Annotated in this window: 21 protein-coding genes and 1 other RNA gene; 18 read left to right on the plus strand and 4 right to left on the minus strand. The window is 71.3% G+C overall.

Annotated features, from left to right (window positions below):
- Positions 1 to 2 precede the first annotated feature (2 nt).
- The 3 genes from ACFWU9_RS25710 to ACFWU9_RS25720 all read right to left on the minus strand — a co-directional run bounded on the left by ACFWU9_RS25710 (position 3) and on the right by ACFWU9_RS25720 (position 5,892).
- Positions 3 to 1,403, minus strand: coding sequence for an ABC transporter substrate-binding protein (locus ACFWU9_RS25710; RefSeq protein ID WP_384322317.1), 1,401 nt, complete (start codon positions 1,401 to 1,403; stop codon positions 3 to 5).
- Positions 1,404 to 1,722: 319 nt separating this feature from the next.
- On the minus strand, positions 1,723 to 2,427 hold the full coding sequence (locus ACFWU9_RS25715; RefSeq protein ID WP_384322319.1) for a VanZ family protein: 705 nt from the start codon (positions 2,425 to 2,427) through the stop codon (positions 1,723 to 1,725).
- Positions 2,428 to 2,568: 141 nt separating this feature from the next.
- The gene (locus tag ACFWU9_RS25720; RefSeq protein WP_384322423.1) at positions 2,569 to 5,892 is read right to left on the minus strand and encodes an FHA domain-containing protein; all 3,324 of its coding nucleotides are present in this window, start codon (positions 5,890 to 5,892) and stop codon (positions 2,569 to 2,571) included.
- Positions 5,893 to 6,356: 464 nt separating this feature from the next.
- Between ACFWU9_RS25720 and ACFWU9_RS25725 the strand changes: the two genes are divergently transcribed.
- The 4 genes from ACFWU9_RS25725 to ACFWU9_RS25740 all read left to right on the plus strand — a co-directional run bounded on the left by ACFWU9_RS25725 (position 6,357) and on the right by ACFWU9_RS25740 (position 11,694).
- A complete protein-coding gene (locus ACFWU9_RS25725) occupies positions 6,357 to 8,012 on the plus strand; it encodes a serine/threonine-protein kinase (RefSeq protein WP_384322321.1) in 1,656 nt (551 codons plus the stop codon).
- A gap of 177 nt (positions 8,013 to 8,189) precedes the next feature.
- A complete protein-coding gene (locus tag ACFWU9_RS25730; protein WP_384322324.1) occupies positions 8,190 to 9,440 on the plus strand; it encodes a protein kinase in 1,251 nt (416 codons plus the stop codon).
- 75 nt (positions 9,441 to 9,515) lie between these two features.
- Complete coding sequence (prfB, locus tag ACFWU9_RS25735; RefSeq protein ID WP_384322326.1) at positions 9,516 to 10,622, plus strand: peptide chain release factor 2; 1,107 nt, start codon at positions 9,516 to 9,518, stop codon at positions 10,620 to 10,622.
- Positions 10,623 to 10,947: 325 nt separating this feature from the next.
- Entirely contained in the window at positions 10,948 to 11,694 is a 747-nt protein-coding gene (locus tag ACFWU9_RS25740; RefSeq protein WP_384322328.1) for a hypothetical protein, read from the plus strand.
- Positions 11,695 to 11,784: 90 nt separating this feature from the next.
- On the opposite strand, the gene ACFWU9_RS25745 is transcribed toward ACFWU9_RS25740, so the two are convergent.
- Complete coding sequence (locus ACFWU9_RS25745) at positions 11,785 to 11,982, minus strand: hypothetical protein (protein ID WP_384322330.1); 198 nt, start codon at positions 11,980 to 11,982, stop codon at positions 11,785 to 11,787.
- 270 nt (positions 11,983 to 12,252) lie between these two features.
- Here ACFWU9_RS25745 and ftsE point away from each other — a divergent pair, with 270 nt between their 5' ends.
- The 14 genes from ftsE to ACFWU9_RS25815 all read left to right on the plus strand — a co-directional run bounded on the left by ftsE (position 12,253) and on the right by ACFWU9_RS25815 (position 26,391).
- Positions 12,253 to 12,942, plus strand: coding sequence for a cell division ATP-binding protein FtsE (ftsE, locus tag ACFWU9_RS25750; RefSeq protein ID WP_078077079.1), 690 nt, complete (start codon positions 12,253 to 12,255; stop codon positions 12,940 to 12,942).
- A 35-nt stretch (positions 12,943 to 12,977) separates the two neighbouring features.
- On the plus strand, positions 12,978 to 13,895 hold the full coding sequence (gene ftsX / locus ACFWU9_RS25755; protein ID WP_384322332.1) for a permease-like cell division protein FtsX: 918 nt from the start codon (positions 12,978 to 12,980) through the stop codon (positions 13,893 to 13,895).
- A 67-nt stretch (positions 13,896 to 13,962) separates the two neighbouring features.
- Entirely contained in the window at positions 13,963 to 15,156 is a 1,194-nt protein-coding gene (locus ACFWU9_RS25760) for a S41 family peptidase (RefSeq protein ID WP_384322334.1), read from the plus strand.
- Between the two features lie 18 nt (positions 15,157 to 15,174).
- Positions 15,175 to 15,660: an SsrA-binding protein SmpB gene (gene smpB / locus ACFWU9_RS25765; protein WP_384210835.1), complete on the plus strand. Its 486-nt coding sequence runs from the start codon at positions 15,175 to 15,177 to the stop codon at positions 15,658 to 15,660.
- A 97-nt stretch (positions 15,661 to 15,757) separates the two neighbouring features.
- Positions 15,758 to 16,144: a transfer-messenger RNA gene (gene ssrA, locus ACFWU9_RS25770) on the plus strand.
- 277 nt (positions 16,145 to 16,421) lie between these two features.
- Positions 16,422 to 17,105, plus strand: a complete 684-nt coding sequence (locus tag ACFWU9_RS25775; protein WP_384322336.1) for a hypothetical protein — start codon at positions 16,422 to 16,424, stop codon at positions 17,103 to 17,105.
- 89 nt (positions 17,106 to 17,194) lie between these two features.
- Positions 17,195 to 19,315, plus strand: a complete 2,121-nt coding sequence (locus ACFWU9_RS25780; RefSeq protein WP_384322425.1) for a bifunctional polysaccharide deacetylase/glycosyltransferase family 2 protein — start codon at positions 17,195 to 17,197, stop codon at positions 19,313 to 19,315.
- On the plus strand, positions 19,312 to 20,559 hold the full coding sequence (locus tag ACFWU9_RS25785; protein WP_384322338.1) for an acyltransferase: 1,248 nt from the start codon (positions 19,312 to 19,314) through the stop codon (positions 20,557 to 20,559). Before ACFWU9_RS25780 ends, ACFWU9_RS25785 begins: the two co-directional genes overlap by 4 nt.
- A 138-nt stretch (positions 20,560 to 20,697) precedes the next feature.
- Entirely contained in the window at positions 20,698 to 22,104 is a 1,407-nt protein-coding gene (locus ACFWU9_RS25790; RefSeq protein WP_384322339.1) for a nitrate/nitrite transporter, read from the plus strand.
- Between the two features lie 44 nt (positions 22,105 to 22,148).
- Entirely contained in the window at positions 22,149 to 23,291 is a 1,143-nt protein-coding gene (locus tag ACFWU9_RS25795) for a uroporphyrinogen-III synthase (protein WP_384322341.1), read from the plus strand.
- A 93-nt stretch (positions 23,292 to 23,384) separates the two neighbouring features.
- Positions 23,385 to 23,912, plus strand: a complete 528-nt coding sequence (locus tag ACFWU9_RS25800; protein ID WP_384322343.1) for a GNAT family N-acetyltransferase — start codon at positions 23,385 to 23,387, stop codon at positions 23,910 to 23,912.
- Positions 23,913 to 24,071: 159 nt separating this feature from the next.
- Entirely contained in the window at positions 24,072 to 24,674 is a 603-nt protein-coding gene (locus ACFWU9_RS25805; RefSeq protein WP_384322345.1) for a CGNR zinc finger domain-containing protein, read from the plus strand.
- Between the two features lie 206 nt (positions 24,675 to 24,880).
- A complete protein-coding gene (locus ACFWU9_RS25810; protein ID WP_384322347.1) occupies positions 24,881 to 25,513 on the plus strand; it encodes a sigma-70 family RNA polymerase sigma factor in 633 nt (210 codons plus the stop codon).
- Positions 25,510 to 26,391 carry a zf-HC2 domain-containing protein gene (locus ACFWU9_RS25815; RefSeq protein WP_384322348.1) on the plus strand — a complete coding sequence of 294 codons (882 nt, stop codon included), beginning with the start codon at positions 25,510 to 25,512 and terminating at the stop codon, positions 26,389 to 26,391. Before ACFWU9_RS25810 ends, ACFWU9_RS25815 begins: the two co-directional genes overlap by 4 nt.
- Positions 26,392 to 26,394: the final 3 nt, after the last annotated feature.

The raw sequence follows: 26,394 nt of genomic DNA on the forward strand, positions 1-26,394 counted from the left end.
CGTCAGCTCTTGAAAGCCTTGGCGGCGTCCGACTCCAGCTGCTGCTGAGCGCCCTTGACGTCCTTCGGGTTCTTCAGGAAGTCCTGGAGGGCCTTCCACTCGCCCTTGCCGGGCGTACCGCCGAACGACTGCGGCATCTGGTCCGACATGTCGAACCGGAAGTCGTCACCGGCGTCGATGAGCGCCTTGGCGATGTCGCGCTGCACGTCGTTGGGGTACGCCGCGCCGTCCAGGGCCTTGTTCGGCGAGATGAAGCCGCCGGCCTCCGCCTGGATCTGCGCGGCGTCCGTGGACGCCAGGAAGGTCAGCAGCGCCTGCGCGCCCTTGCTGTCCGTGAGGGCCACGGCCGCGTCGCCACCGGTCACCACCGGGGAGTCGGCGCCGACGGCCGGGAACGGGAACACCTTCGCGTCCGTGCCGACCTTGGCGCCGGCCTCGGTCACGTTGACGCCCGCGAAGTCGGCGGCGAAGACCATGCCCGCCTTCGGCGCGTCACCACCGGTGAAGGTCTGGGTGACGGAGGCGGGGAACTCGGTCTGGAGCGCGCCGTCGGCGCCGCCGGCGATCAAGGCCGGCTTGCCCCACAGTTCGGCGAGCGTGGTGAGCGCGGTGGCAACCGACGCGTCGGTCCACTTGATCTCGTGCTTGGCCAGCTGGTCGTACTTCTCCGGGCCGGCCTGCGAGAGGTAGATGTTCTCGAACCAGTCGGTGAGCGTCCAGCCGTCGGCGCCGCCGACGGAGACCGGGGTGACACCCGACGCCGAGATCGTGTCGGCGGTCGTCAGGAAGTCCTTCCAGGTCTTGGGCTCGGCCGCGCCCGCGTTCTCGAAGGCCGTGTTGTTGTACCAGACCAGGGACTTGTTGGCGGCCTTGTAGTACACGCCGTACTGCTCGCCGTCGACCGCGCCGAGGTCCTGCCAGCCCTTGCTGTAGTTCTTCGTCAGCTGCGCCTTCGCCTCGGCGCCGACGGGCTTGGCCCACTTCTTCTCCACGGCCTGCGTGATCGCGCCGACCTGGGGGAGCATCGCGACGTCCGGCGGGCTGCCGCCCGCGATCTTCGTACCGAGGAAGTTGACGATCGGGTCCTGCGCGGGGACGAACGTGACGGTCGCCCCGGTCCGCTTCTCGAACTCGTCCAGCACCTTGGTGAAGTTGGCCTGCTCGGGGCCGGTCCACACGGCGGCGACCTGGATCTTCTCGCCGTCCAACTTGGGCAGTTCGACCGTGGCCGCGGGCTTCTTGCTCTCGCCGCCACCGTCCTCCTTGTCGTCGGAGCCGCCACTACAACCGGTGAGCACCACGGCGCCCACGGCGACGGCCGCCACCACCGCTCTGTGCGACCCCCGGCCTGCTGAGCGTGCTCCGGCTCCAAATGCCTTGCGGCCATTAAGAGTTGTACGCATGACTGCCCCGTCTCTTCCGTGCGCGTGCGGATCTTGACGCATGTTTACGCATGCGGACGCGCGCCCCGAGCGAGCCGACGACGCCGTCCTTGTCCCGTGCGGTAAGTCCTACGCGCAGTGACCGTAGGCCGCAATACTGTCTTGAGCTTCAATTCGAAGATCGTGATGGGCTCGTGACGTGGTTTACGGACGTAGGGGTAATTTCAGAGATGTGAAGGCAGGGCGGCCGTCGAGATCCGGACGGAAATGGTCCATGGAGTCAGGATGTCCGCTTTCGGTCACCGGGTGACCCCCTGGCGACCCCTGCCGGACGGACGGCTCAGCCGGCCGGCGCGAGGGCCGGGCGAGGCAGGTCCGAGGGCGCCGAGGGCGAGTCGCGCCACCAGCGGCGGGACGCCAGCGCGGCGAGTACGGCACCGGTGGCGTTGACCAGGACGTCGTCCACGGAGGACACCCGGTCCAGCTGAAGGACATACTGCGCGGTTTCGGCCAGAGCCGAGCAGCCGGCACCGAGCGCCAGAATCCGGGGCAGGGACGCCAGCGCCGCGAAGCGCATCGGGGCGAAGAACCCCAGCGCCGCGAAGATCAGCAGATTGCCGGTGATCCCGAGCGGCCCCATCGTGGCCAGGTCACGCAGCGGTACCAGACTCACCCGTCCGGGGACGCTCCCCGCCGCCGCCCCCGGTATGAGGATCAGCCACACCAGCGGCACCGTCCCATGGACCATGCCCACCTCGGCCAGCGACCTCCGCCACGCCCAGGTGACACCGTCGCCACGCCGGCGGTACGCCAGGGCCCACACCACCAGCGCCGACAGCGGCAGCGTCACCACCATCATGAGCAGCACACCGTTGAACGTGTCGTAGCAGCCGTGCCACCGCCCCGCCGCGCACCTCGGGGCGGCCATCATGAGCGGCCCCCGTACGACGAGGGCGGCGCCCGCCAGCGCGAGGACGGCCAGGACGAGGAGCACGGTCCCGCGCGTGCGGCGGGGCCGTGCCGACGGGGATGCGTCGTGCTTCATGAACCCATTGAAGACGGCGGGATGTTGCGGTGGCGTATCCGGTTTTCGATATGCCCGCGATACATCCAATCCCCGGCGGCGGGGCGGCTGTTGACGACGGTGACCGGCGGCCCTCCTCACGGGGGCCGCCTTTGGTCGTCGTCAGACGCGCCCCAGGGGTCCCACCGGTACCGCGGAGACCGAACGGGCCGCACGTTCCAGGGCACTCGCGAGCAGAGCCAGATCGGTGGGCCCGTTGCCCAGTTCACGTACCGGCCGGCGGGTCGGCGGGTCGCCCATGCGCTCCCACTCCAGCGGGACGACCGTGGGCCGCTGCGTCGCCGTACGTGGGATACGGCCGGTCACCCGGCCGCCCTGGAACGGCGTCACGCGCCCGTCCGGATGCCCGAGCCTGCCGCGGCCCGGCAGGGGATCGTCCGGGCCGGGCGCGGTCGGCGGGGTGTCCAGCACCACCCGCAGCCGGGTCCGGCCCGCCAGCTCCGTCTCCGACGTCCGCTCCGGGCGGGCGGACGTGGCGACCAGATGGACGCCCAGCCGCTCGCCGTCGCGCGCGATCGCCTCCAGGGCCCGTACGACCGAACCGGCCGCCGGCCGGCCCGGACTGCCCAGCGCGGGCGCCACCAGGGCGTCGTAGTCGTCGACGAGGACGATGAGCCGGGGGAGGACGGGGCCGGGGCCGGGCTCGCCGCGCGTACGGGCGGAGGTCTGGCGCAGCCGCAGGGTGCCGCCGTCCGGGGCGCCGCCCGCGCCCGGAGGGCCCGTCGGCGGCTGCTCCGGCCCGCCCGTGACCGGGGGACCCTGGGCGCCCCCCGAGGGCGTTCTGGGCCCGGCCGCCTGCTGCTGCCCCGGCATCTGCTGCTCGGCGCGCTCACGCCGCGGACCGCGTTGCTCGGCCGGGCTCGGCGCGCGCTGGCCCACCATCCGCTCCGCGACCTCACGTCTGTTGTGCCACTCGGCGAAGTCCAGCCGCCCCAGCACCTCGGCGCGCCGCTTCAGCTCCGCCCCCAGCGCCTGTGCGAACTCCCGCATCCGGACCGGGTCCGACGCCACCAGGTGCTCGGTCACATGCGGCAGTTCCGTACAGGCACCCAGACCCTCGCCGCGCTCACCGCCCGCCCCGTCCACCAGAAGAAGACCCAGCCGGTCCGGACGGCCCCCGGCGGCCAGCGAGGCGGCCACCGCGCGGAGCAGTTCCGTACGGCCGCTGCCCGGCGGGCCCTCGATCAGCAGATGCGGGCCCTCCTCCACCAGATCCACCGTCACCGGGCCGTGCGGCCCCGTGCCGAGCACCGTGGTGCTCCCGGCCGCCGTCGCCCAACGGGCCATCAGCGACGCGGGCGTGGCGCGCGCCAGCCCCAACTCGTCCAGCAGCCTGGCCGACCGGGGCAGCTCGGCCGCCTGCCGGCTGCGCCCCGGGGTTTGCGTGCCCCCTTCCGTACGGAGGGGAGCCAGCGCCCGGCCGAAACGCTCGGCCCACGCCGAGGACACCGCGTCCACCGTCGCGACCGTGCCGTGCCCGGCGGGCTGTCCCACCGTCGTACGGAGCAGCCGCAGGGCCGTCGCGACATCGCCGCTCAGCAGGGCCACCGCCCCGCACTCACGGAAGGCGACCGAGGCCGCGCACGCCGTCTCGTACGTCGCGGCGACCGGGGAGACGGGGGAGGCCGCCGGGGTCTCCGCGAGACAGATCACATGGACACCGGCCACGGAGCCGGCGCCCGCCAGCCGCGCGGCCGTCTCACGCAGCGCCGCCGAACCGGGATCGCCGTCCACGACCACCAGCGTCGCCGCCCCCACGTACCGCCGGGCGGCCTCCGCGATCGACCCGCTGTCGGCCGACGCCCACCCCGTACCGAGCGGTCCTTCGTCCAGCCGGCGCGTCAGCTCGCCGAGCCGGGCGGTGGCCTGGTCGCGGTCGTACGCGAGGAGCAGCCGGCAGTCCTGGCCGTGGGCCGGGCGCACGTGCGGCAGCCAGCCGAGCCAGCCCCACTCCCGTTTGCGCTGCTCGACACTGTTCCTGCGGTCCGCGCTGACCAGCACGATCTCCAGATCGGCGGGGGCGTGCAGCGCGGCGAGCTGGGCCACGGCGGACCTGGCGAGACCGGTCAGCCGCTCCCTGGGACCGGCGAGACCGAGCGAACCGGCCTCGCGCAGGCTCACGGTCACCGGGGCCGTGGGCCCCGGAACCCCTCCGTCGGGGGAGTGCCGCTCGGCCGTGCCGAGGCGCAGGACGAGCGATTCGGGGTGGCCGGGGCCGCGCTCCCAGAGCCGGGGGCCGGGGCCGAGCGCCGTCATCAGTACGGAGGCGGGGTCGGGCCAGGTGTCGTCGAGGGGCGCCCGGCCGGTGGCGCGGGGCCCGGATGCCGTGGCCTCCGGGAGGTCGTCGTCCGCGAACTCCTCGTCGCGGGTGCCGGCCAGCCGTCTGGCCCAGGCGCCTATCCCGCCGCGACGCCTGCCGGGCCCCTCGGGCAGCTCCGTGCCGCGGGTGGGCGTGCCCTGGCCGCGGGAGCCGGGCGTACGGCTGTGTCCCTGCGGGCCGTCCTCGTCGGGGGCGCCGTGAGTCTCGTCACTCTCGGCCCGGTCGTGGGCGGGACGCCGGCCGGCGCCGGGCACCGGCACGTACAGGGCGTCGCCGTACCGGGTGTCGGCCTCCGACCGGGGGGTGCGCGGGTCGGGCACGCGGGGTGTGACGGCCGGGCCGCCCTGCGCGTGGACGGTCCGGCCGGCGGGACCGGCGCCCGGTCCGTACGGAGCGGAGTCCTGGCCGGGCCGGGCGCCGGACGCCGTCGCGGCGCCCGCTTCGCCGCCTGCCGGGCCGCTCACGGCGCCGCGCGCGACCCGCAGATGCCCCTCGCCGTCCGGGGTGGCCGCCAGCGTCGGCGTCCGGCCGCCCGAGGTGAGCCGCAGCGCGGACTCGCCCAGCCGCAGCAGGGCGCCCGCCGGGAGCGGCACGGCCGAGGACCCGACCCGTACGCCTTCGAGGGTCGTGCCGTTCGTGGAATGCAGGTCCGCCACCGAGACATGGCCGTCGTCGGCGACGGTCACCGCGCAGTGCAGCCGTGAGACGTCCGGATCGTCGAGCGGTACGTCGGCCTCGGCCGAACGGCCGATCCTGACCTGACCGCCGTGCAGCAGATGCACCCCGCCCGCGTCCGGACCCGCGACCACATGGAGCTGGGCCGGGACGTCGTCGGCGGGCGCGTCGTCCTCACCGGGGACCTGGAGGGAGAGCACCGCGCCGTCGACCAGCGGCGGCTCGCCCAGCGTGCGGCGCTGGGTGTCCAGCCGCTCCCGCCCCGCGTACAGCACGACCGGGCCCGAGACATCGGGTCCGGCGACGGCCGTGGCCAGACCGGAGGCGACGGCCGCGAGAGCCGTCCCCGCCGGGGCGGTGACGAGCACGTCGCACGCGCGCCCCGCGGGATGGCCGCTGCGCGGCGCGAGGACGGTCAGCCGGATCTGCATCGCCGTCAGCGGTCCCTTCTGCGCGGGGTGCCCGGCAGGGGTGCTGCCCTGTGTGAATCCCCCCACCCGGCACCGACACATCGTCCGGTACAGGTCGGCACGGACGGTGAGCGAACGACCCCACACATCGAGTGCTGGGTGGCATCTTCGCACCTGCCACCGACAACACGCCCACGGACCACCGGCAAGTGATCTTGAATGGTCGGCTGTGGGTGCAAAAGTGCGTGGTTGGGAGCGTGTTGGGATCGTCCCGGCCCCCGCGGGTACACGTGAACGGCAACCATCCGCAGGAGGCGCGCGTCTTCCACCCGAACATGAGCGCGGGGAACCCGGCCCGGGGACCCACGAACGGCGTCCGGGCCCCGCGAGCCCGACAGGATTCGAACGACAGGCCCTAAAGTGGGTCGGACACCCGGGTGGCCCCGGGGCCATGCAAGGACCACCAGCAGCAGGGAGAGCGTGACGTGCGGCCGGTAGGCAGCAAGTACCTCCTGGAGGAGCCCCTCGGGCGCGGCGCCACGGGCACCGTCTGGAGAGCCCGTCAGCGGGAGACCGCAGGCGCCGAGGCCGCGGTGGCCGGGCAGCCCGGCGAGACCGTCGCGATCAAGGTCCTCAAGGAGGAGCTCGCGAACGACGCGGACGTGGTGATGCGCTTCCTGCGGGAGCGCTCCGTCCTGCTGCGGCTGACCCACCCCAACATCGTGCGGACCCGCGACCTCGTCGTCGAGGGTGACCTCCTCGCCCTCGTCATGGACCTGGTCGAGGGCCCCGACCTGCACCACTACCTGCGGCAGAACGGCCCCTTCAGCCCCGTCGCGGCCTCACTGCTCACGGCCCAGATCGCGGACGCGCTGGCCGCCAGCCACGCCGACGGCGTCGTGCACCGCGACCTGAAGCCCGCCAACGTCCTCCTGAAGGACGACGGCGACCAGCTGCACCCGATGCTCACCGACTTCGGTATCGCCCGGCTCGCCGACTCGCCCGGGCTGACCCGGACCCACGAGTTCGTCGGCACGCCCGCCTATGTCGCGCCGGAGTCGGCCGAAGGCCGCCCGCAGACCTCCGCCGTGGACATCTACGGCGCCGGCATCCTCATGTACGAGCTCGTCACCGGCCGCCCGCCGTTCGCGGGCGGAACCGCCCTCGAAGTGCTCCACCGCCATCTCAGCGAGGAGCCCCGGCGTCCCTCCAGCGTCCCGGAACCGCTGTGGACGGTCATGGAGCGCTGCCTCCGCAAGGAGCCGAACGAGCGGCCCAGCGCGGTCAACCTCGCCCGCGCCCTGCGCACCGTCGCCTCCGGCATCGGCGCGCGCGCGAACTCCGCCCAGATCAACGCGGCGATGGGCGTCGGCGCCCTGCTGGCGCCCGACCCGTCCCCCACCGCCGTGCCCGGTGAGCCCGGCGCGGCCGACCCGACCCAGGTCCTGCCGAGCAACGCGGGATCGTACGACCCGGCCGCCGCGACCAGCGTGCTGCCGACGAACGCGCCCGGCGCCGCCGACCCGACGTCCGTGATGCCGGTCGGCGCGGGCGGCCCCGGCGGCCCCGACGGCGGACCGCGCCCCGAGGACCCGCACCCCTGGCAGAACCAGCTCAGGGCCGCGCGCGACCGCAACGAGCAGACCCAGGTCCAGTACCTGGACCCGAGCGAGGACCCGCTCCGGCGCAGGCCGCAGCGGCCCCAGGGCCAGCAGCCCCCGCCGCCCCAGCAGCAGCGCCGGCAGCGGGCACCGCAGCCGTACCCGCCCCAGCAGGCCCACCCGCCGCAGCAGCAGCGGTACGCCCCGCCCCCGCAGCAGCAACAGCGCTACGCCCCGCCGCAGCAGCCGCCGCCCCAGCAGCCCGCGCCGCGCCCGCCCCGGCAGCGCGGCGCCAACCCGATGCGGATTCCGGGGCTCGGCTGCCTCAAGGGCTGTCTGTTCACGCTCGTCCTGCTGGTCGTCGCCAGCTGGCTCGTCTGGGAGCTCACTCCGCTCCAGGACTGGATCGGCGAGGGCAAGAGCTACTGGAACGCGGTCAAGGACACCTTCAACACGGTGTCCGACTGGGTCACGGAGCTCGGCGGTTCGGACAGCGGATCCACCTCTGGAACGACCTCCGGGTCCACCGGAAGCAACTGACACCGGCGCCGGCGGGGCCTCCCACCGGCATCGGCACCGGCAGGGCGCGTCTGTCGCTTTGTCGATTCCCGCGGGATCAATTCCCCCGTAGAAGTGAACGTTGACGCGGTACCGGGCAGTGAACACCCCGATACCCGCGTACTTTGATGGGCAAAGCCAGCCGCTGAGGGAGCAGTCTTGGCACGGAATATCGGCAGCCGGTACACCGCCCATCAGATCCTCGGGCGGGGCAGCGCCGGCACGGTGTGGCTCGGTGAGGGACCCGAAGGGCCCGTCGCCATCAAGCTGCTCCGCGAGGACCTCGCCTCCGACCAGGAGCTGGTCGGGCGCTTCGTCCAGGAGCGCACCGCGCTGCTCGGGCTCGACCACCCGCACGTGGTCGCCGTCCGCGACCTCGTCGTGGACGGCAACGACCTCGCGCTCGTGATGGAGCTGGTGCGCGGCACCGACCTGCGCACCCGCCTCGACCGCGAGCGCCGTCTCGCCCCCGAGGCCGCGGTCGCCGTCGTCGCCGATGTCGCCGACGGCCTCGCCGCCGCGCACGCCGCCGGTGTCGTCCACCGCGACGTCAAGCCGGAGAACATCCTGCTCGACATGGAGGGCCCGATCGGGCCGGGCGGCTCGCACCCCGCGCTGCTCACCGACTTCGGGGTCGCCAAACTGATCGACACCCCCCGCCGTACGAAGGCGACCAAGATCATCGGTACGCCGGACTATCTGGCGCCGGAGATCGTCGAGGGCCTGCCGCCGCGCGCCGCCGTCGACATCTACGCGCTCGCGACGGTCCTGTACGAGCTCCTCGCCGGTTTCACGCCCTTCGGCGGAGGCCACCCCGGAGCCGTGCTGCGCCGCCATGTCACCGAGACCGTCGTACCGCTGCCCGGCATCCCGGACGAGCTGTGGCAGCTGCTCGTCCAGTGCCTGGCCAAGGCCCCGGCCTCCCGGCTGCGCGCCTCCGAGCTGGCCGCCCGGCTCCGCGAGCAGCTTCCCCAGCTGGCCGGCATCCCCTCCCTGGAGGTGGACGAGCCCGACAGCGGGCCCATCGAGGAGGAGCGGTCCTACGCCGAGGCCGACGCCGCGCAGTCACCGGCGGGCGAGCAGCCGCGCCGCAGGGGCGCGGTCTCGCTCGTCCCGGGAGCGGCCCCCGACTCCAACCGGGACACCCACACGAGCATGCGCGTCCCGGCCCCCGACGAGCTGGCGGGCGGCGCGCGCGGCACGGCCAGGGCCCCGCGCGCGGCGGGCCAGCGCAGGCCCGGCTCGGCGCGGCACAAGGCGGAGGCCGTGCGCAAGCGCCGTATCACGCTGGGTGTGACGGCCGTCCTGCTGGTCGCCGTCCTCGGCGTCGGCGGCTGGCTGGCGTCGAGCAGCGACGGCGCGGAGGCCGACCCGGGTGGCTCCACACGCTCGGCGTCGCCGGTTCCCTAACCCCGGGGCCGCCCCTGCGGCGGCCCCCGCGGGAGCGGCGGCGGGGTTTCGGCGCTCAGCCGTTAGGCTGGGTGCGTGGCAGTCGTCGATGTATCCGAAGAGCTGAAGTCCCTTTCCTCGACCATGGGGTCGATCGAGGCGGTCCTCGACCTCGACAACATGAGGGCCGAGATCGCCGTCCTGGAGGACCAGGCGGCGGCGCCCTCCCTCTGGGACGACCCGGAGGCGGCGCAGAAGATCACCAGCAAGCTGTCGCACCTCCAGGCCGAGCTGCGCAAGACCGAGGCGCTCAGGAGCCGTATCGACGACGTCGAGGTGCTCTTCGAACTCGCCGAGAGCGAGGGCGACGCCGACGCCCGTCACGAGGCGGAGTCCGAGCTCGCCTCCGTGAAGAAGGCGCTCGACGAGATGGAGGTCCGCACCCTCCTGTCCGGCGAGTACGACGAACGCCAGGCGCTCGTCAACATCCGGGCCGAGGCGGGCGGCGTCGACGCGGCGGACTTCGCCGAGCAGCTCCAGCGCATGTACGTCCGCTGGGCCGAGCGGCACAACTACCCGACCGAGGTCTACGAGACGTCGTACGCGGAGGAGGCCGGCATCAAGTCGACCACCTTCGTCGTCAAGGCGCCGTACGCCTACGGCACGCTCTCCGTCGAGCAGGGCACCCACCGGCTGGTCCGGATCTCGCCCTTCGACAACCAGGGCCGCCGCCAGACCTCCTTCGCGGGCGTCGAGGTGCTGCCCGTCGTCGAGTCGAGCGACCACGTCGAGATCGACGAGACCGAGCTGCGCGTGGACGTCTACCGCGCGTCCGGTCCCGGCGGCCAGGGCGTCAACACCACCGACTCCGCGGTGCGGATCACCCACATCCCCACCGGCATCGTCGTCTCCTGCCAGAACGAGCGCTCGCAGATCCAGAACAAGGCCAGCGCCATGAACGTCCTCCAGGCGAAGCTGCTCGAACGCCGCCGCCAGGAGGAGCAGGCCAAGATGGACGCCCTCAAGGGCGACGGCGGCAACTCGTGGGGCAACCAGATGCGTTCGTACGTCCTGCACCCGTACCAGATGGTCAAGGACCTCCGTACGGAGTTCGAGGTCGGCAATCCCCAGAGCGTGCTCGACGGCGAGATCGACGGCTTCCTGGAGGCCGGGATTCGCTGGCGCAAGCAGCAGGAGCGCTAAGTCGTCAGGCGGGGCTTTCCATCGTGGTGGAAGCCCAACCGGGGCCCCTGGAAAGGGACTCGCTTTGTCGACAAGGTAACTGCCGCCAATGGGGCGGCAGTTCGCTTTTATGTCACAGTTACCCCCCGCGTCCACGGACAACTGTCGTGAATCAGGGCATCGCGCGCGCAACCACCTTGACGCTCCTTCGAAAACTCGGAATGGTGACGCGCGGCATGCGTATTTCCGGGGCGCGTGCGAACGGGGCGCCTGCTCGCACGGGCCTCCGACGGCCGGCCCCGGACCGCTGCACCACTCACGATCAGCTACTGGGGGTAGCAAGCACATGACCAAGAAGACGCGGATCCGCGTAGCGCGGATAGCCGCCGGCGCCGTGATCGCCGCCGGTGCTTCGCTGACCGCCGCGGGCGCCGCTTCGGCCGTCGGCATCGATGTCAATGTCGGTGGCCTCAGCGCCAACGCGGATGTCAACCAGGACGGCCTGGACGTCGGTCTCGGCCTCGACACCGAGGGCGCCACGGAGGGCGGCACCGAGGGCACCGACGGTGGCAACACCGTCGTCGGCACCACGGAAGGCACCTCGGAGGGTACGTCCGAGGGCACCAGCGAGGGTACGTCCGAAGGGACCTCGGAGGGCACCTCCGAAGGGACGTCCGAGGGCACCTCCGAGGGAACCAGCGAAGGCACGTCCGAGGGCACCTCGGAGGGCACCAGCGAGGGTACGTCCGAGGGCACCAGCGAGGGCACCTCTGAGGGCACCTCCGAAGGCGCGTCCGAGGGCACCTCGGAAGGCTCCGGCGACGGCGGCAGCACCTCCGAAGGCGCCACCGAGGGCCAGAGCGGTGGCACCGACGAGGGTCAGATCGGCGGTGGCGGCGACGTCACCGGCGGCGCCGACACCGACAACGCCGGCTCGCAGCCCGTCGAGCAGGGCGAGGCCAAGGAGGAGCTGGCCGAGACCGGCGCCGCCGAGACCACGTTCCTGATCATCGGCGCCGCGACCATGATCGCCGGCGGCATCGGCTTCCGGATGCTCCCGCGTCTGGTCGGCAGCCGCGCCACGGCCGCCTGACCCGTCACGGCCCGAGGCATCCCGCACGCACACGGAAGGGCCCGGACACCGCAACGGTGTCCGGGCCCTTCCGTACGCTCCAGGGACGGCTCAGGCCGTCTGATGCCCCACCGCCACCAGCGCCACCGCCGCTATCAGCACCACCAGCAGGGTCAGCAGCGCCACCGGGCTCAGGCCGCCGAAGGGGCCCGCCTGCTCCAGCCGCTGCCTGTTGGCACGGCAGACACGGCACCGGCCCTCGCTGACGGGTCCCGCGCAGTTGGCGCACACCAGCCGATCAAAGGTCATGCGCTCTCCTCCTCCCGCGCCGCGGAGCCCATGGGGACTCTCGCTCCGCTCAACGCTCCGGGAAACACCACCGTTCCCGGTACCACTGTGCCAGCTCCCGCTCGATTCGGCGCGCCCCGTCGGATTACACCCGGTCCGTCCCCGGTGGCGGCCGGTCGGCATCCGTGATAAATCACCCATGCCCGGACCAACCAAGGCGGCCGACTGCGCGCCCCTCGCCGGTTCGCGTAAGGTCTCGCTCACCTACTCCCGGCCGACCGTGGTGCACCCGTGATCCGATTCGACAACGTCTCCAAGACCTATCCGAAGCAGAACCGACCCGCCCTGCGCGATGTCTCCCTCGATATCGAGAAGGGGGAATTCGTCTTCCTGGTGGGCTCGTCGGGTTCCGGCAAGTCGACCTTCCTGCGCCTCGTCCTGCGTGAGGAGCGCGCCAGCCACGGCATGGTGCACGTCCTCGGCAAGGACCTCGCGCGGCTGTCGAACTGGAAAGTACCGAGCATGCGCCGTCAACTCGGCACGGTCTTCCAGGACTTCCGACTCCTGCCGAACAAGACCGTCGCGCAGAATGTCGCCTTCGCCCAGGAAGTGATCGGCAAGTCCCGCGGCGAGACCCGTAAATCCGTCCCCCAGGTCCTCGATCTCGTCGGACTGGGCGGCAAGGAGGACCGGATGCCCGGGGAACTCTCCGGTGGTGAGCAGCAGCGCGTCGCGATCGCGCGGGCCTTCGTCAACCGCCCCATGCTGCTGATCGCGGACGAGCCGACCGGCAACCTCGACCCGCAGACCTCCGTCGGCATCATGAAGCTGCTGGACCGCATCAACCGCACCGGCACGACCGTTGTGATGGCGACCCACGACCAGAACATCGTCGACCAGATGCGCAAGCGTGTGATCGAGCTCGAAAAGGGCCGTCTCGTGCGAGACCAGGCGCGAGGCGTCTACGGCTACCAGCACTGAGCATCGCGAAGAGCATCGAAAGCTGAAAGGACGCCATGCGCGCCCAGTTCGTCCTGTCGGAGATCGGCGTCGGTCTCCGCCGAAATCTGACGATGACGTTCGCCGTCATCATTTCCGTAGCCCTCTCGCTCGCGCTGTTCGGCGGCGCACTGCTCATGCGCGAGCAGGTCAGCGTGATGAAGGACTTCTGGTACGACAAGGTCAACGTCTCGATATTCCTGTGCAACAAGGGTGATTCCGAGACCACCGACAAGTGCGAGAAGGGTCCCGTCACCGCCGATCAGCGGAAGACCATCGAGACCGACCTCGAGAAGATGGAGATCGTCGAGGAGGTCTACCACGAGACCGCCGACGAGGCTTACAAGCACTACCGCGAGCAGTACGGCGAGACGCCCATCGCCGGGATGATCACCCCGGACCAGATGCAGGAGTCCTTCCGGGTCAAGCTCAAGGACCCGGAGAAGTACAAGGTGGTGGCAACCGCCTTCGAGGGCAGGGACGGTGTGCAGTCCGTCGCGGACCAGCGCAACATCCTGGAGAACCTCTTCAATCTGATGCAGGGCATGAATGTCGCCGCGCTCGGAGTGATGGCGCTGATGCTTGTCATCGCCCTGATGCTGATCGTGAACACCGTCCGGGTGTCCGCGTTCAGCAGACGCAGGGAGACGGGCATCATGCGGCTGGTGGGAGCGTCGAGCTTCTACATCCAGATGCCGTTCATCATGGAGGCGGCCTTCGCCGGACTGATCGGCGGCCTCGTCGCCTGCGTCCTTCTCCTGGCCGGGCGTTACTTCCTGATCGACGGAGGGATCGCGCTGGAGGACAAGATGCAGCTCGTCAACTTCATCGGCTGGGACGCCGTGCTGGCCGTCCTGCCCCTGGTGTTGGTCATCGGTCTGCTCATGCCCGCCGTTGCGGCTTCTGTCGCGTTGCGCAAGTACCTCAAGGTGTGACAATCGCCCCTGGCGTCGTCTCGCCAAGCCGCGCTGCGGCGCCGGGGGTTGTCCTACACTCGTCGCCATGCCGGGCCACGAAAATCGCCTCAGGCCCCACGGGTTCTACCGCGGGGCGGCCCTGACATTGCTGTTCGCGAGCGTGCTCGCGACGGCCGCGGCCACCGACTCGCTGCCCCGCGCCGACGAGGAAGCCGCCCGTATAAGCACCCGTTCCGTCGCCTCCACGGCCGACAGGGACGAGGTCGCGAGAGCCGCCGCCGAGGCCATGGCCGACGGGAAGTCCGCCACCGAGGCCGCCGAGGATGTCGTCAGCCGCAGCGGTGACCGCTGGGGCGCGGTCTACGACAAGGGTGAGTACGAGGAGTTCGAGCGGGCCCTCGACGGCAAGTACACCGGTGTGGGCCTCTCGGCCAAGCGGCTGGCCGACGGCCGGATCGCGGCGAGCAAGGTCCAGCCGGGCGGTCCCGCCGCCCGCGCCGGCATCCGGGCCGGTGACATCCTCCGTACGATCGACGGCGAGCCCGTGGGCCTTCGCCCCGTGACCGAGGTCGTCGCGCTGCTGCGCGGGGACGGTACGGAAGGGGGCACCGGCCGCTCCGAGGACGCGTCCGCCGGCACCACGGTCGTCCTCGGTCTGGCGCGCGGCGGACACGAGTGGACCGAGACGCTGCGCCGGGCCAGCCTCAGTACGGACGCCGTCACGTTCGACACGGGCCCGGACGGCGCGCTCGTGATCAAGGTCGCCGCCTTCACCAAGGGCAGCGGCAAGAAGGTCAGGAACGCCGTCCTGGAGGCCCCCAGGGGCGCGGGTGTCCTGCTCGACCTGAGGGGGAACGCGGGCGGGCTGGTCACCGAGGCCGTCCAGGCGGCCTCCGCCTTCCTCGACGGCGGCCTCGTGGCCACGTACGACGTCGAGGGCGAGCAGCGCTCCCTGTACGCGGATCCGGGCGGCGACACCGAGCGGCCCGTGGTGGCGCTGGTCGACGGCGGCACGATGAGCGCCGCCGAGATGGTCACCGGCGCCCTCCAGGACCGTGGCCGGGCGATCACGGTCGGTTCCCCCACCTTCGGCAAGGGTTCCGTACAGATGCCGAGCCGGCTGCCGGACGGCTCCGTGGCCGAGCTCACGGTGGGGCACTACCGGACACCGGCCGGTCACAAGGTCGACGACAAGGGCATCACACCGGACCTGGTGGTGGACGAACGGGCCCAGGAGCGGGCCCGCACGGTATTGAGTGGCCTCGGAGGCGGCTCGTAGTGCGAAAATGAACGCACTATGGCAAAGGAAAAGGACACAGGGCGCAAGCTGGTCGCGCAGAACAAGAAGGCGCGGCACGACTACCTCATTCTCGACACCTACGAGTGCGGTCTCGTGCTGACAGGTACCGAGGTCAAGTCGTTGCGTCAGGGACGCGCCTCCCTGACGGACGGCTTCGTACAGATCGACGACCACGAGGCGTGGCTGCACAACGTCCACGTGCCCGAGTACACCCAGGGCACCTGGACCAACCACTCGGCGCGGCGCAAGCGGAAGCTGCTGATGCACCGGCTGGAGATCGACAAGCTGGAGCAGAAGTCGAACGAGTCCGGTCACACGATCGTGCCGCTGGCCCTCTACTTCAAGGGCGGCCGGGCCAAGATCGAGATCGCTCTGGCGAAGGGCAAGAAGGAGTACGACAAGCGCCAGACCCTGCGTGAGAAGCAGGACCGGCGTGAGACGGAGCGCGCGGTCTCGGCCGTACGCCGCCGCCAGCGGGCCTGATCGCCCCACGGGCGGAATAAGGTGGCCGTGCCCGCCGTTGGTCACGTACGATGGACGAAGTCCCGCGGAGCAGGGACGGCGTTTGAAAAATCAACATGGGGATGATCGGTTTCGACAGCGGATGTCGAGGCAGGGGAAGCGAGTCGAGGAAGCGGCAATGATCTCGTTAACCATATGTCGCAAACAATAATCGCCAATTCCAAGCGCGATTCCTCCACCTTCGCTCTCGCTGCTTAATTAGCAGCTAGCGAAGACTCCGTGGAGTGTCAGCCCGGGAGTGTTCCCGACCCGGATCCTGGCATCAATGAGGGGACTAAACCACCGTGTTCGGTCACGGGACACGGTGGGAAATCAAACAGTGACTGAGCCCGTCGGAGACTTGTTCGCGTGATCTCCGGGGCCGAGAAAAGCGTAGCGAACTGCACTCGGAGAAGCCCTGGTTCCGCACCGTTGGACGCGGGTTCGATTCCCGCCATCTCCACAGTTCCCATGTGAGGCGAGGGCCCCGCTGCCGTGCTGGCAGCGGGGCCTTTGTCGTGGGCCCGGCCCTCCGGCCACCGGCCGGGGCGAAAGCAATCCCTCAGGATCGGCCGTTCGACGACGAAGTAGTACAGATGCCCAACAACTGCTGAAGAAGGGATCCGGGTGTGGTCGCCGTGCGCTACTTTCATGCACGCACCCGGTGATTCTGTGTGGGGGATGTGCGTACAGCAGTGAACAATTGGCAAGAAGGTGCCCAAAAGGGGCATACGCATGAGCCGATGGATGTCACCGTCGAGCTCGACGGTCTGGGACGGCAGCTCTCGGAGCTGCCCGGCCGGACCACGGAGACCGACGGCATACCCGCGGCCGGCGCCGCCGACGGCTCCGACGGCCCCGTCTTCGTCGATGCCAGCGGCCGGCGGAGCAGGAAACTCCGGCGGCTGGGCTGGGTGTTGGCGATAGCCAGCGCCTGTTACGCCGTCGCCCTGGTCGCGTCCTTGCTGGGCGGCAATTCCAGCGCACCCTGGCTCCAGATACCCGGCGTCAGTGACAAGCGCGACTCGGACAAGGTCGAGATACAGCCGCCCCCGCAGGACCGGCCCACCATGGTGGCCACGCCGGCCGCCGGGGGCCTCGACCCCAGCCCGACGCAGTCCCTTCCCGGCTCGCAGGCGCCCACCGGCGCGAGCGCCGGAGCCTCGGACGAGCCGGACCCCTCACGCTCACCCTCCGGGCAGCCCGACCCCGACCCGAAACCCGGTGAACCCGATCCGAAGCCGGACCCCGGCGACCCGGATCCGGAACCGGGGGACCCCGGCCCCGATCCCGACCCCGGTGAGACCGACCCGGGAACGGAAGATCCCGGTACGGACCCTGATCCCGACCCCAGCCCGACGGACTCAGCGCCCGTCGATCCACCCGTTGATCAGGACGGCCAGACAGTCGCGGAAGGCGCCGAGTAGAGATGAACCCTTCCGACAGACGGGCCCCGTCCCACAAGCACGGTCGGACCGAGCGGAAGCCGGGGCGTGTCGTCAGACGCAGACTGCCCATGCGCTATCTGCTCCCCTCGCTGCTTCTCGTGGCCCTCCTCGCGATGCTGATGCTCCGCGGCTATGTGCACAGCGAGATCCTCGCCGACCACCGCGTACGCCCGCCGGCCCCGACGAACCAGGTGCCGGACCGCATCCTGGGCGGCGGCCCCGTCATAGACGCGCGCGACGCGACCACGGCCAAGGCGCTGACGATCCCCGACCACAAGGTCGTGCTGACCTTCGACGACGGGCCCGACCCCAAGTGGACGCCCAAGGTCCTCGACAAGCTGAAGGAGTACGACGCCCACGCCGTCTTCTTCGTCACCGGCACGATGGCCTCGCGCCACCCCGACCTGGTGCGGCGGATGGTCGACGAGGGGCATGAGATCGGTCTGCACACCTTCAACCACCCCGACCTGGCGTACCAGTCCGAATCCCGTATCGACTGGGAGCTGACCCAGAACCAGCTGGTGCTGGCGGGCGCCGCCGGTATCCGCACGTCCCTGTTCCGGCCGCCGTACTCCTCCTTCGCCGACGCGATGGACAACAGGTCCTGGCCGGTCACCGAGTACATCGGCCGCCGCGGCTACATCACCGTGCTCAACACCATGGACAGCGAGGACTGGAAACGCCCCGGTGCCGCTGTGATCAGCCGTAACGCCTCGCCGAAGAGCCCGAACGGCGCGATCGTCCTGATGCACGACTCCGGCGGGGACCGCTCGCAGACCGTCGCCGCGCTGGGCCGGCTGCTGCCGAAGATGCAGGACGAGGGGTACGAGTTCGCCAACCTCACCGAGGCGCTGGGCGCGCCGAGCGCCCATACGCGCGTCTCCGGTGTCGAACTGCTCCAGGGCAAGGCCTTCGTCGGCGCCGTCGCGGTCTCCGAGGCCACCACCACCGCGCTGGTCGCCGGGCTCGCCGTGATCGGCGTGCTGGTCATCGGGCGGTTCGGACTGATGCTGGTGCTCTCCTTCGCGCACGCGCGCAAGGTGCGCGGACGCGGCTTCAGCTGGGGCGAGCCGGTCACCGAACCGGTGACGGTGCTCGTACCCGCGTACAACGAACGCGAGTGCATAGCCAACACCGTCCGCTCGCTGATGGAGAGCGACCATCCCATCGAGGTCATCGTCGTCGACGACGGCTCGACGGACGGCACGGCGGACATCGTCGAGGCGATGTGGCTGCCGAACGTCCATGTCGTACGGCAGACCAACGGCGGCAAGCCCGCCGCCCTCAACAACGGCATCGCGCACGCCAGTCACGACATCGTCGTGATGATGGACGGCGACACCGTCTTCGAGCCGTCCACCGTGCGTGAGCTGGTCCAGCCGTTCGGCGATCCGAGGGTCGGGGCCGTCGCCGGCAACGCCAAGGTCGGCAACCGCGACACCCTCATCGGCGCCTGGCAGCACATCGAGTATGTGATGGGCTTCAATCTGGACCGCCGGATGTACGACCTGATGGGCTGCATGCCCACCATCCCCGGCGCGGTCGGCGCCTTCCGCCGCGAGGCGCTGCGCCGGGTCGGCGGGATGAGCGACGACACGCTGGCCGAGGACACCGACATCACCATGGCCATGCACCGCGACGGCTGGCGGGTCGTCTACGCGGAGCGGGCCCGCGCGTGGACCGAGGCGCCCGAGTCCGTCCAGCAGCTGTGGTCCCAGCGGTACCGCTGGAGCTACGGCACGATGCAGGCGATCTGGAAGCACCGCCGCGCGGTGATCGAGCGGGGGCCCTCGGGGCGCTTCGGCCGCGTCGGACTTCCGCTGGTCTCCCTGTTCATGGTCCTGTTCCCGCTGCTCGCCCCGCTCATCGACGTGTTCCTGCTGTACGGCCTGGTCTTCGGCCCGACCCGTAACACCGTCGTCGCGTGGCTGGGCGTGCTGGCCGTCCAGGCGGTCTGTGCCGCGTACGCCTTCCGGCTCGACCGCGAGCGCATGATCCATCTGATCTCGCTGCCGCTCCAGCAGATCCTCTACCGGCAGCTCATGTACGTGGTGCTGCTCCAGTCCTGGATCACCGCCCTCACCGGCGGCCGGCTGCGCTGGCAGAAGCTGCGCCGCACCGGCGCGGTCGAGGCACCGGGGGCCACGACGGGCCGGCGGGCCGCCGACGTCCGGGGGCCGGTGGCATGAGCGAGACCTCCACCGGAGGCGGGCGTCCGTCCGGGCGCGACCGCTATCTCGACCTCCTGCGTACGGTGGCACTCGGCCGGGTGGTGATCTACCACATCTTCGGCTGGGCCTGGCTGACGGTCCTCTTCCCGTCCATGGGCGTGATGTTCGCGCTGGCGGGCTCGCTGATGGCCCGCTCGCTCGGCGGCCGGCCGTCGTTCGACGTGGTCCGGGGCCGGATGCGCCGCCTGCTGCCGCCCATGTGGGCGTTCGCGCTGCTCGTCGTCCCGCTGATGCTCGTGATGGGCTGGCGGCCGCTCGGGGAGGAGGGGCTCCGGGGGCTGTTCAGACTGACCTCCTATCTGTTCCCGGTCGGGGCGCCGCCGTTCCCGGGGGAGAGCGGCGACGCCGGTGGTCTGCTCGAACAGGACTGGGCGGAGCAGGCGGTGGGGCCGCTCTGGTACATCCGTACCTATCTGTGGTTCGTGCTGGCCTCCCCGCTGCTGCTGTGGGCCTTCCGGCGGGCGCCGTGGGCGACGCTGCTCGCGCCGCTCGCGCTGACGGCCGTCGTCGGCACCGGTCTGGTCGAGATCCCCGGCGAGACGGGCGAGGCGGTCACGGACTTCGCGGTCTACGGCTCGTGCTGGATCCTCGGCTTCGCCCACCACGAGGGCGTGTTCAAGAGGGTGCCGCGCTATCTCACGGTCTCGGCCGCCTCGTTCGCGATGGCCTTCGGGATCTGGTGGGCGTCGGGGCATCTCACCGAGGAGGGCTGGAACCTGGACGAGATCCCGCTGGCCCAGGCGACCTGGTCGCTCGGCTTCTGCGCGATCCTGCTCCAGTACGCGCCCTCCTGGCGGGAGCTGCCGGGCAGGGCGGCCCGGTTCGACTCCCTGATCACGCTGGCCAACAACCGTGCCGTGACGGTCTATCTCTGGCACAACCTGTTGATCATGGCGTGCTTCCCGCTCATCGACCTGCTCTACGACGCCCCGGTGCTCTCCTCGCACGCCGAGCTGGTCGACCGGCTGTACCCGGTGCTCCCACTGGTCCTGATCTGGCCGCTGCTGGCCCTCGCGGTCCTCGCTCTCGGATGGGTCGAGGACATCGGGGCGAGGCGCCGGCCGGCGCTCTGGCCGAACGGCCGTCGGGGCTCGGGCGGCCGTCGCGGCCCCGGTGCCCCCAAGGGCCAGCACCGCTCGGCCCCGGTCCCGCCCGGTAACCCGCCGCCGCACGCCCACGCGGGGGCGCCGGAGCGCCACTGAACCGCCGGCTCCCCGCTCACAGCCGCGCCCGCCCCCGGGTGAGAGCAAGGTTGCGTGCCGGTCATCTCGGGGCACCCCGGTGAAACGCGGCGTCCCTACGGTCGGGAGTCCTCGAACCGCACCGTCAGTGGAGGCGCGATGACTGGTCCGACGATCACCGATGCGGCGCGGCGCGCCGGAAGAGGGCGATGGATCGAGCGGTGGGATCCGGAGGACCCCGGCTTCTGGGAGCGGACCGGCCGCCGGACCGCGCGGCGCAATCTGCTCTTCTCCGTGCTCAGCGAACACATCGGATTCTCCGTCTGGACCCTCTGGTCGGTGATGGTGCTGTTCATGGGGCCCGAGTACGGGGTCGACCCGGCCGGGAAGTTCTTCCTCATCGGCACCGCCACCTTCGTCGGGGCCCTCGTACGGATCCCGTACACCTTCGCCGTCGCCCGCTTCGGCGGGCGCAACTGGACCGTGGTCAGCGCCCTGTTGCTGCTGCTGCCGACCGGCGCGGCCTACGCGGTGATGGAGCCGGGGACCTCGTACACCACCTTCATGGCCGTCGCCGCACTCACCGGGCTCGGCGGCGGCAACTTCGCCTCCTCCATGACCAACATCAACTCCTTCTTCCCGCTGCGGGAGAAGGGCTGGGCGCTCGGGCTCAACGCGGGCGGCGGCAATGTCGGCGTACCCGTCGTGCAGCTCGTCGGGCTGCTGGTGATCGGGACGGCAGGCGCCGCGCATCCCCGGATCGTGCTCGGGGTGTATCTGCCGCTGATCGTCGCCGCCGCACTCTGCGCCGCCCTCTTCATGGACAACCTGGCGCCCGTACGCAACGACACCGGCGCCGCGAAGGAGGCCGTGCGCGACCGGCACACCTGGATCATGGCCGTGCTCTACACCGGGACGTTCGGCTCCTTCATCGGCTACAGCTTCGCCTTCGGACTGGTGCTCCAGACACAGTTCGGGCGTACGCCCCTGGAGGCGGCGTCGCTGACCTTCGCGGGCCCGCTGCTCGGCTCGCTGGTACGGCCCGTCGGCGGCAGGCTCGCCGACCTGCACGGCGGCGCCCGCATCACCCTGTGGACCTTCGCCGGGATGGCGGCGGCCACGGTCGTGGTGATCCTCGCCTCCGTGTCGGGGTCGCTGCCGGTCTTCCTCGTCGGGTTCACCGCGCTGTTCCTGCTCAGCGGGGTCGGCAACGGCTCGACGTACAAGATGATCCCCGGCATCTTCCGGACGAAGGCCCTGGCCCGGGGGATGACGGGGGAGGCCGCAGAGCGGTACGGGCGCAGGCTCTCCGGCGCGGCCATGGGGCTGATCGGCGCGGTCGGCGCACTCGGCGGGCTCGGAGTGAACCTCGCCTTCCGGTACTCCTTCCAGCAGCCGGCCGGCACCGGTACCGCCGCGTTCGTCGCTTTTCTCGGCTTCTACGCGGTGTGCTCGGCGCTCACCTGGGCGGTATACCTTCGGAAGCAGGCGGCCGGACCGGCGACGGAGGCGGACACCGGAGCCGGGGCCGGTATGCGGCGGGGACTCGATTACGCCGAGGTGTGAGCCGGGCCCGGAGTCGTACGGACGAGAGAGCGGGACAGCAGACCATGTCCGATCAGCAGCAGCACGGTCCACTCGCCGGATTCACGGTCGGGGTCACCGCCGCCCGGCGCGCCGACGAACTGGGGGCGCTGCTCACCCGGCGCGGCGCCGTCGTCGTGCACGCCCCCGCCCTGCGTATCGTGCCGGTCTCCGACGACACCGAACTCCTCGCCGCCACCAAGGAGTTGATTGCCGCCCCGCCCCAGGTGGTGATCGCCACGACGGCCATCGGCTTCCGCGGCTGGGTGGAGGCCGCCGACGGCTGGGGCCACGGCCAGGACCTGCTCGACTGTCTGCGCGGCACCGAACTGCTGGCGCGCGGGCCGAAGGTGAAGGGCGCGATCCGCGCGGCCGGGCTGACCGAGGAGTGGTCGCCGGAGTCCGAGTCCATGGCCGAGGTGCTGGACCGGCTGCTGGCCGAGGGCGTCGAGGGGCGCCGGGTGGCCCTCCAACTGCACGGCGAGCCGCTGCCCGGCTTCGTGGAGGCGCTGCGCGCCGGGGGCGCCGAGGTCGTCGTCGTACCGGTCTACCGCTGGATGCCGCCCGAGGACATCGCGCCCGTGGACCGGCTCATCGAGGCGACCCTCGCGCGCACCCTGGACGCCGTCACCTTCACCAGCGCGCCCGCCGCCGCCTCGCTGCTCTCCCGGGCGGGGGAGCGCGGTCTGCTGGACGACCTGGTGGAGGCGCTCCACCACGATGTGCTCGCCGCCTGCGTCGGGCCCGTCACCGCCCTGCCGCTCCAGGAGCGCGGTATCGACACCGTCCAGCCCGAACGCTTCCGCCTCGGCCCGCTCGTCCAGGTGCTCTGCCTCGAACTGCCGGGCCGCACCCGGACGTTGACGGTCGGGGGCCGCCGCTTCGAGATACGCGGCCACGCGGTGCTGCTGGACGGCGAGTCGAGACCCGTACCGCCCGCCGGAATGGCGCTGGTGAACGCGCTCGCCAGGCGGCCGGGCTGGGTGGTGCCCCGGGCCGAGCTGCTGCGGGCCCTGCCGGGGGCGGGCACCGACGAGCACGCCGTCGAGACGGCCATGGCCCGGCTCCGTACGGCACTGGGCGCGCCCGAACTGATCCAGACGGTCGTCAAGCGCGGCTACCGGCTGGCGCTGGACCCCGCGGCCGGTACGAAGTACGGGGACGCCTGAGGACCGGGCGCCTGAACAGCGACGCGTGACCGTCCGTGGATCAGGGCCACCGCTGCGGTATCAAACCGGAACCGGGCGGTCTATTTTAATCGGATGGTCAACGATTCCCCTCAGCTCCGCCCCGCGCGAGTGGAGGACGCCGCCGCTCTCGCGGAGTCGCTCCTGCGCAACCGGGATCACATGCGTCCCTGGTCCCCGTACCGGCCCGCCGACTTCTTCACCCCCGAGGCGCAGGCCACCCTGCTTGCCGACCCCTCCGCCCTGCGCTGGCACTTCGTGGACGGTTCCGACGTCGTGGGCCAGGCCACCCTCTCCACCCTGGTCCTCGGCCCCTTCCGCAGCGCCAGCCTCGGCTACTGGATGGACGCCGCGTACACGGGACGCGGACTGGCCACCCGCGCCGTCGAGGAGGTCTGCCGGGCCGCGCTGGAGGATCTGGGGCTGCACCGCATCGAGGCGAGCACGATGCCGTCCAACGTCGGCTCGCAACGGGTCCTGGGCAAATGCGGGTTCGAGCTGATCGGGACGGCGCCGCGGTATCTGCACATCGACGGGGCCTGGCGCGACCACCGCCTCTTCCAGCGGATCCTGCACGACGGGCCGCCGAACTCCGCGCTGTAAGGACGTAAGACGGCGTTCGGGGGGTCCGGGTTCCGTCCTGAGCCCGGAATTCACCGGCCGAGGTTCAAGTGAGTTGCCTCCGGAGGGGTGCCGGAGGCGTACCGGGGCATGCACTCTGGGGAGTACGCGGCAGGACGGTACCGAGGCGGTGACAGGCACATGACTACGGGCGTGGGCTCGTACGAGTGGAGATTCGACTCCGGGCGCGTCTGCCTGGATCTCGTGGCGACCGGAGAGCCGGACCCGAAGGGGTTCGACGAGGGGCCACGCTCCGACGACGCCGGCCTCCTCGGGAGATGGCTCACCGGTTCGGGTCTCGTACCCCCAGGTACCCCGCTCGTCGGCGTCGACACCGGCTGGGTCCGGCGCTTCGCCGAACTGCGCGACTGTGTGGGCCAGTTGGTGCGCGCCGAGATCGACGGGCGGTACGCGGCGGCGGCGCTGGAGCGGGTCAACGCGATCGCGGCCGGCGCGCCGCCCGGCATCAGGGCCGTACGTGAACCGGGCGGCGGCCTCGTCCGGACACTGAGCGACGAGCCCGAATGCGGCGCGCTGCTCGCGGCGGTCGCCAGGGACACGGTGGATCTGCTCACCGACCCCGTCGCCCGCGCGCGGCTGCGGCAGTGCGAGGGCGACAGCTGCCGGCGGGTGTATCTCGACACCTCGCGCGGCCGGCGGCGGCGCTGGTGCTCCAGCGAGGTGTGCGGGAACAGGGAGCGGGTCGCCAGGCACCGGCGCCGGGCGGCGCTCGCCCGCGCCTGAGGGGGCCCGACCGGGCCCCCGGCCCCGTGTGATCCCGGACACTCCGCGCGGGGTGGGCGGGTCCGCCCGGCGGGGCGTGATCACGCCTGCCCCGTGCTCGTTCCGTCCCGGCCCTGGTGGGGCGCCTGGGCAGTCCCGTAAAAGATCTTGAAAGATTTCCGCTGCTCCGTTGAGAAGATCTCCCCGGCGGTCCGTAAGTCACCGTGATGGGAACAAGCAGCTTTCTCAAGGTCTCGACCCGGGAGGTTCAGGTGCGCAAGGATGCGGCCGTGGCCGATGACCGACCTCACCGGGCCCGGCACCGGAGCGAGGCACAGCGCACCAACATCTCGGTTCCCGACGAGGAGCTGATGCGTGCCCTCTACCGGGAGCACGCTGGACCGCTGCTCGCCTACGTCCTGCGCCTCGTCGCGGGCGACCGACAACGGGCCGAGGATGTCGTGCAGGAGACGCTCATCCGTGCCTGGAAGAACGCCGGTCAGCTCAATCGGGCGACCGGCTCTGTCCGACCCTGGCTGGTGACGGTCGCCCGACGTATCGTCATCGACGGTCACCGCAGCCGGCAGGCCCGGCCGCAGGAGGTCGACCCGTCGCCGCTGGAGGTCATGCCCGCGGAGGACGAGATCGACAAGGCGTTGTGGCTGATGACGCTCTCTGATGCCCTCGATGATTTGACCCCCGCCCACCGGGAAGTTCTGGTGGAGACGTACTTCAAGGGACGCACGGTCAACGAGGCCGCCGAGACGCTCGGTATACCCAGTGGGACCGTGCGTTCGCGTGTGTTCTACGCACTGCGGTCCATGAAGCTCGCGCTGGAGGAGAGGGGGGTCTCGGCATGACGACGTACGAGCAGTCCGGGCAGGGCGACGGCACGACCGCGCACGACGCGGCGGGGGCGTACGTGCTCGGCATTCTGGACGAGGCCGACGCCACCGCCTTCGAGGCGCACCTCGCCGGCTGCCACATCTGCGCGCTCCATCTGGAGGAGTTCGCCGGGATGGAGCCGATGCTGGCCATGCTGGCGGACAACCCCGACCCGGTCGGGCAGTCCTCTCCGTTCGGCCGGTCCGATCCCTTCGCCCAGCCGGCGGGACCCTCCTCGGTGTCCCCGCTCCGGCGTGTCACCACGCCCTCACCGCCCCTGTCGCCCGCCGTCACCGTGCAGCCCAGCCCGCGGCTGCTCGACCGGCTCGTCGACGAGGTCGCGGTCAAACGCGCCAAGCGCAGGCGCCGCTCGATGTATCTGGTGGCCGCGGCCGCCGCGCTGGTCATCGGCGGTCCCGCGGTGGCGGTCGTCGCCACCTCCGGCGACGGTGGCACGAGCAACCAGGCGGCGGACCCGCACCCCACCAGTCCCGCCGAGGACGCCTTCGTCAAGCACATGCCGGACAAGGTCGAGGCGACGGACCCGGTCACCAAGGTCACCGCGACCGTCGGCATGGAGCCCAAGGGCTGGGGGACCCACGCGGCCCTGGAGCTGAAGAACGTCAAGGGGCCGCTGAAGTGCAGCCTCATCGCCGTCTCCAAGACCGGCGAGGAGGAGATCGTCACGTCCTGGGCCGTGCCGAAGTGGGGCTACGGCATCCCGGACAGCACCCACGAGGTGGCGAAGAACCCGCTGTACGTGCACGGCGGCTCGGCCATGGAGCGGAACGACATCGACCACTTCGAGGTCCGGACATTCGACGGCAAGCGTCTGGTGGAGGTCGAGGCCTGACAT

The organism is Streptomyces sp. NPDC058653 (genome assembly GCF_042716895.1).
Classification (GTDB): Bacteria; Actinomycetota; Actinomycetes; order Streptomycetales; family Streptomycetaceae; genus Streptomyces.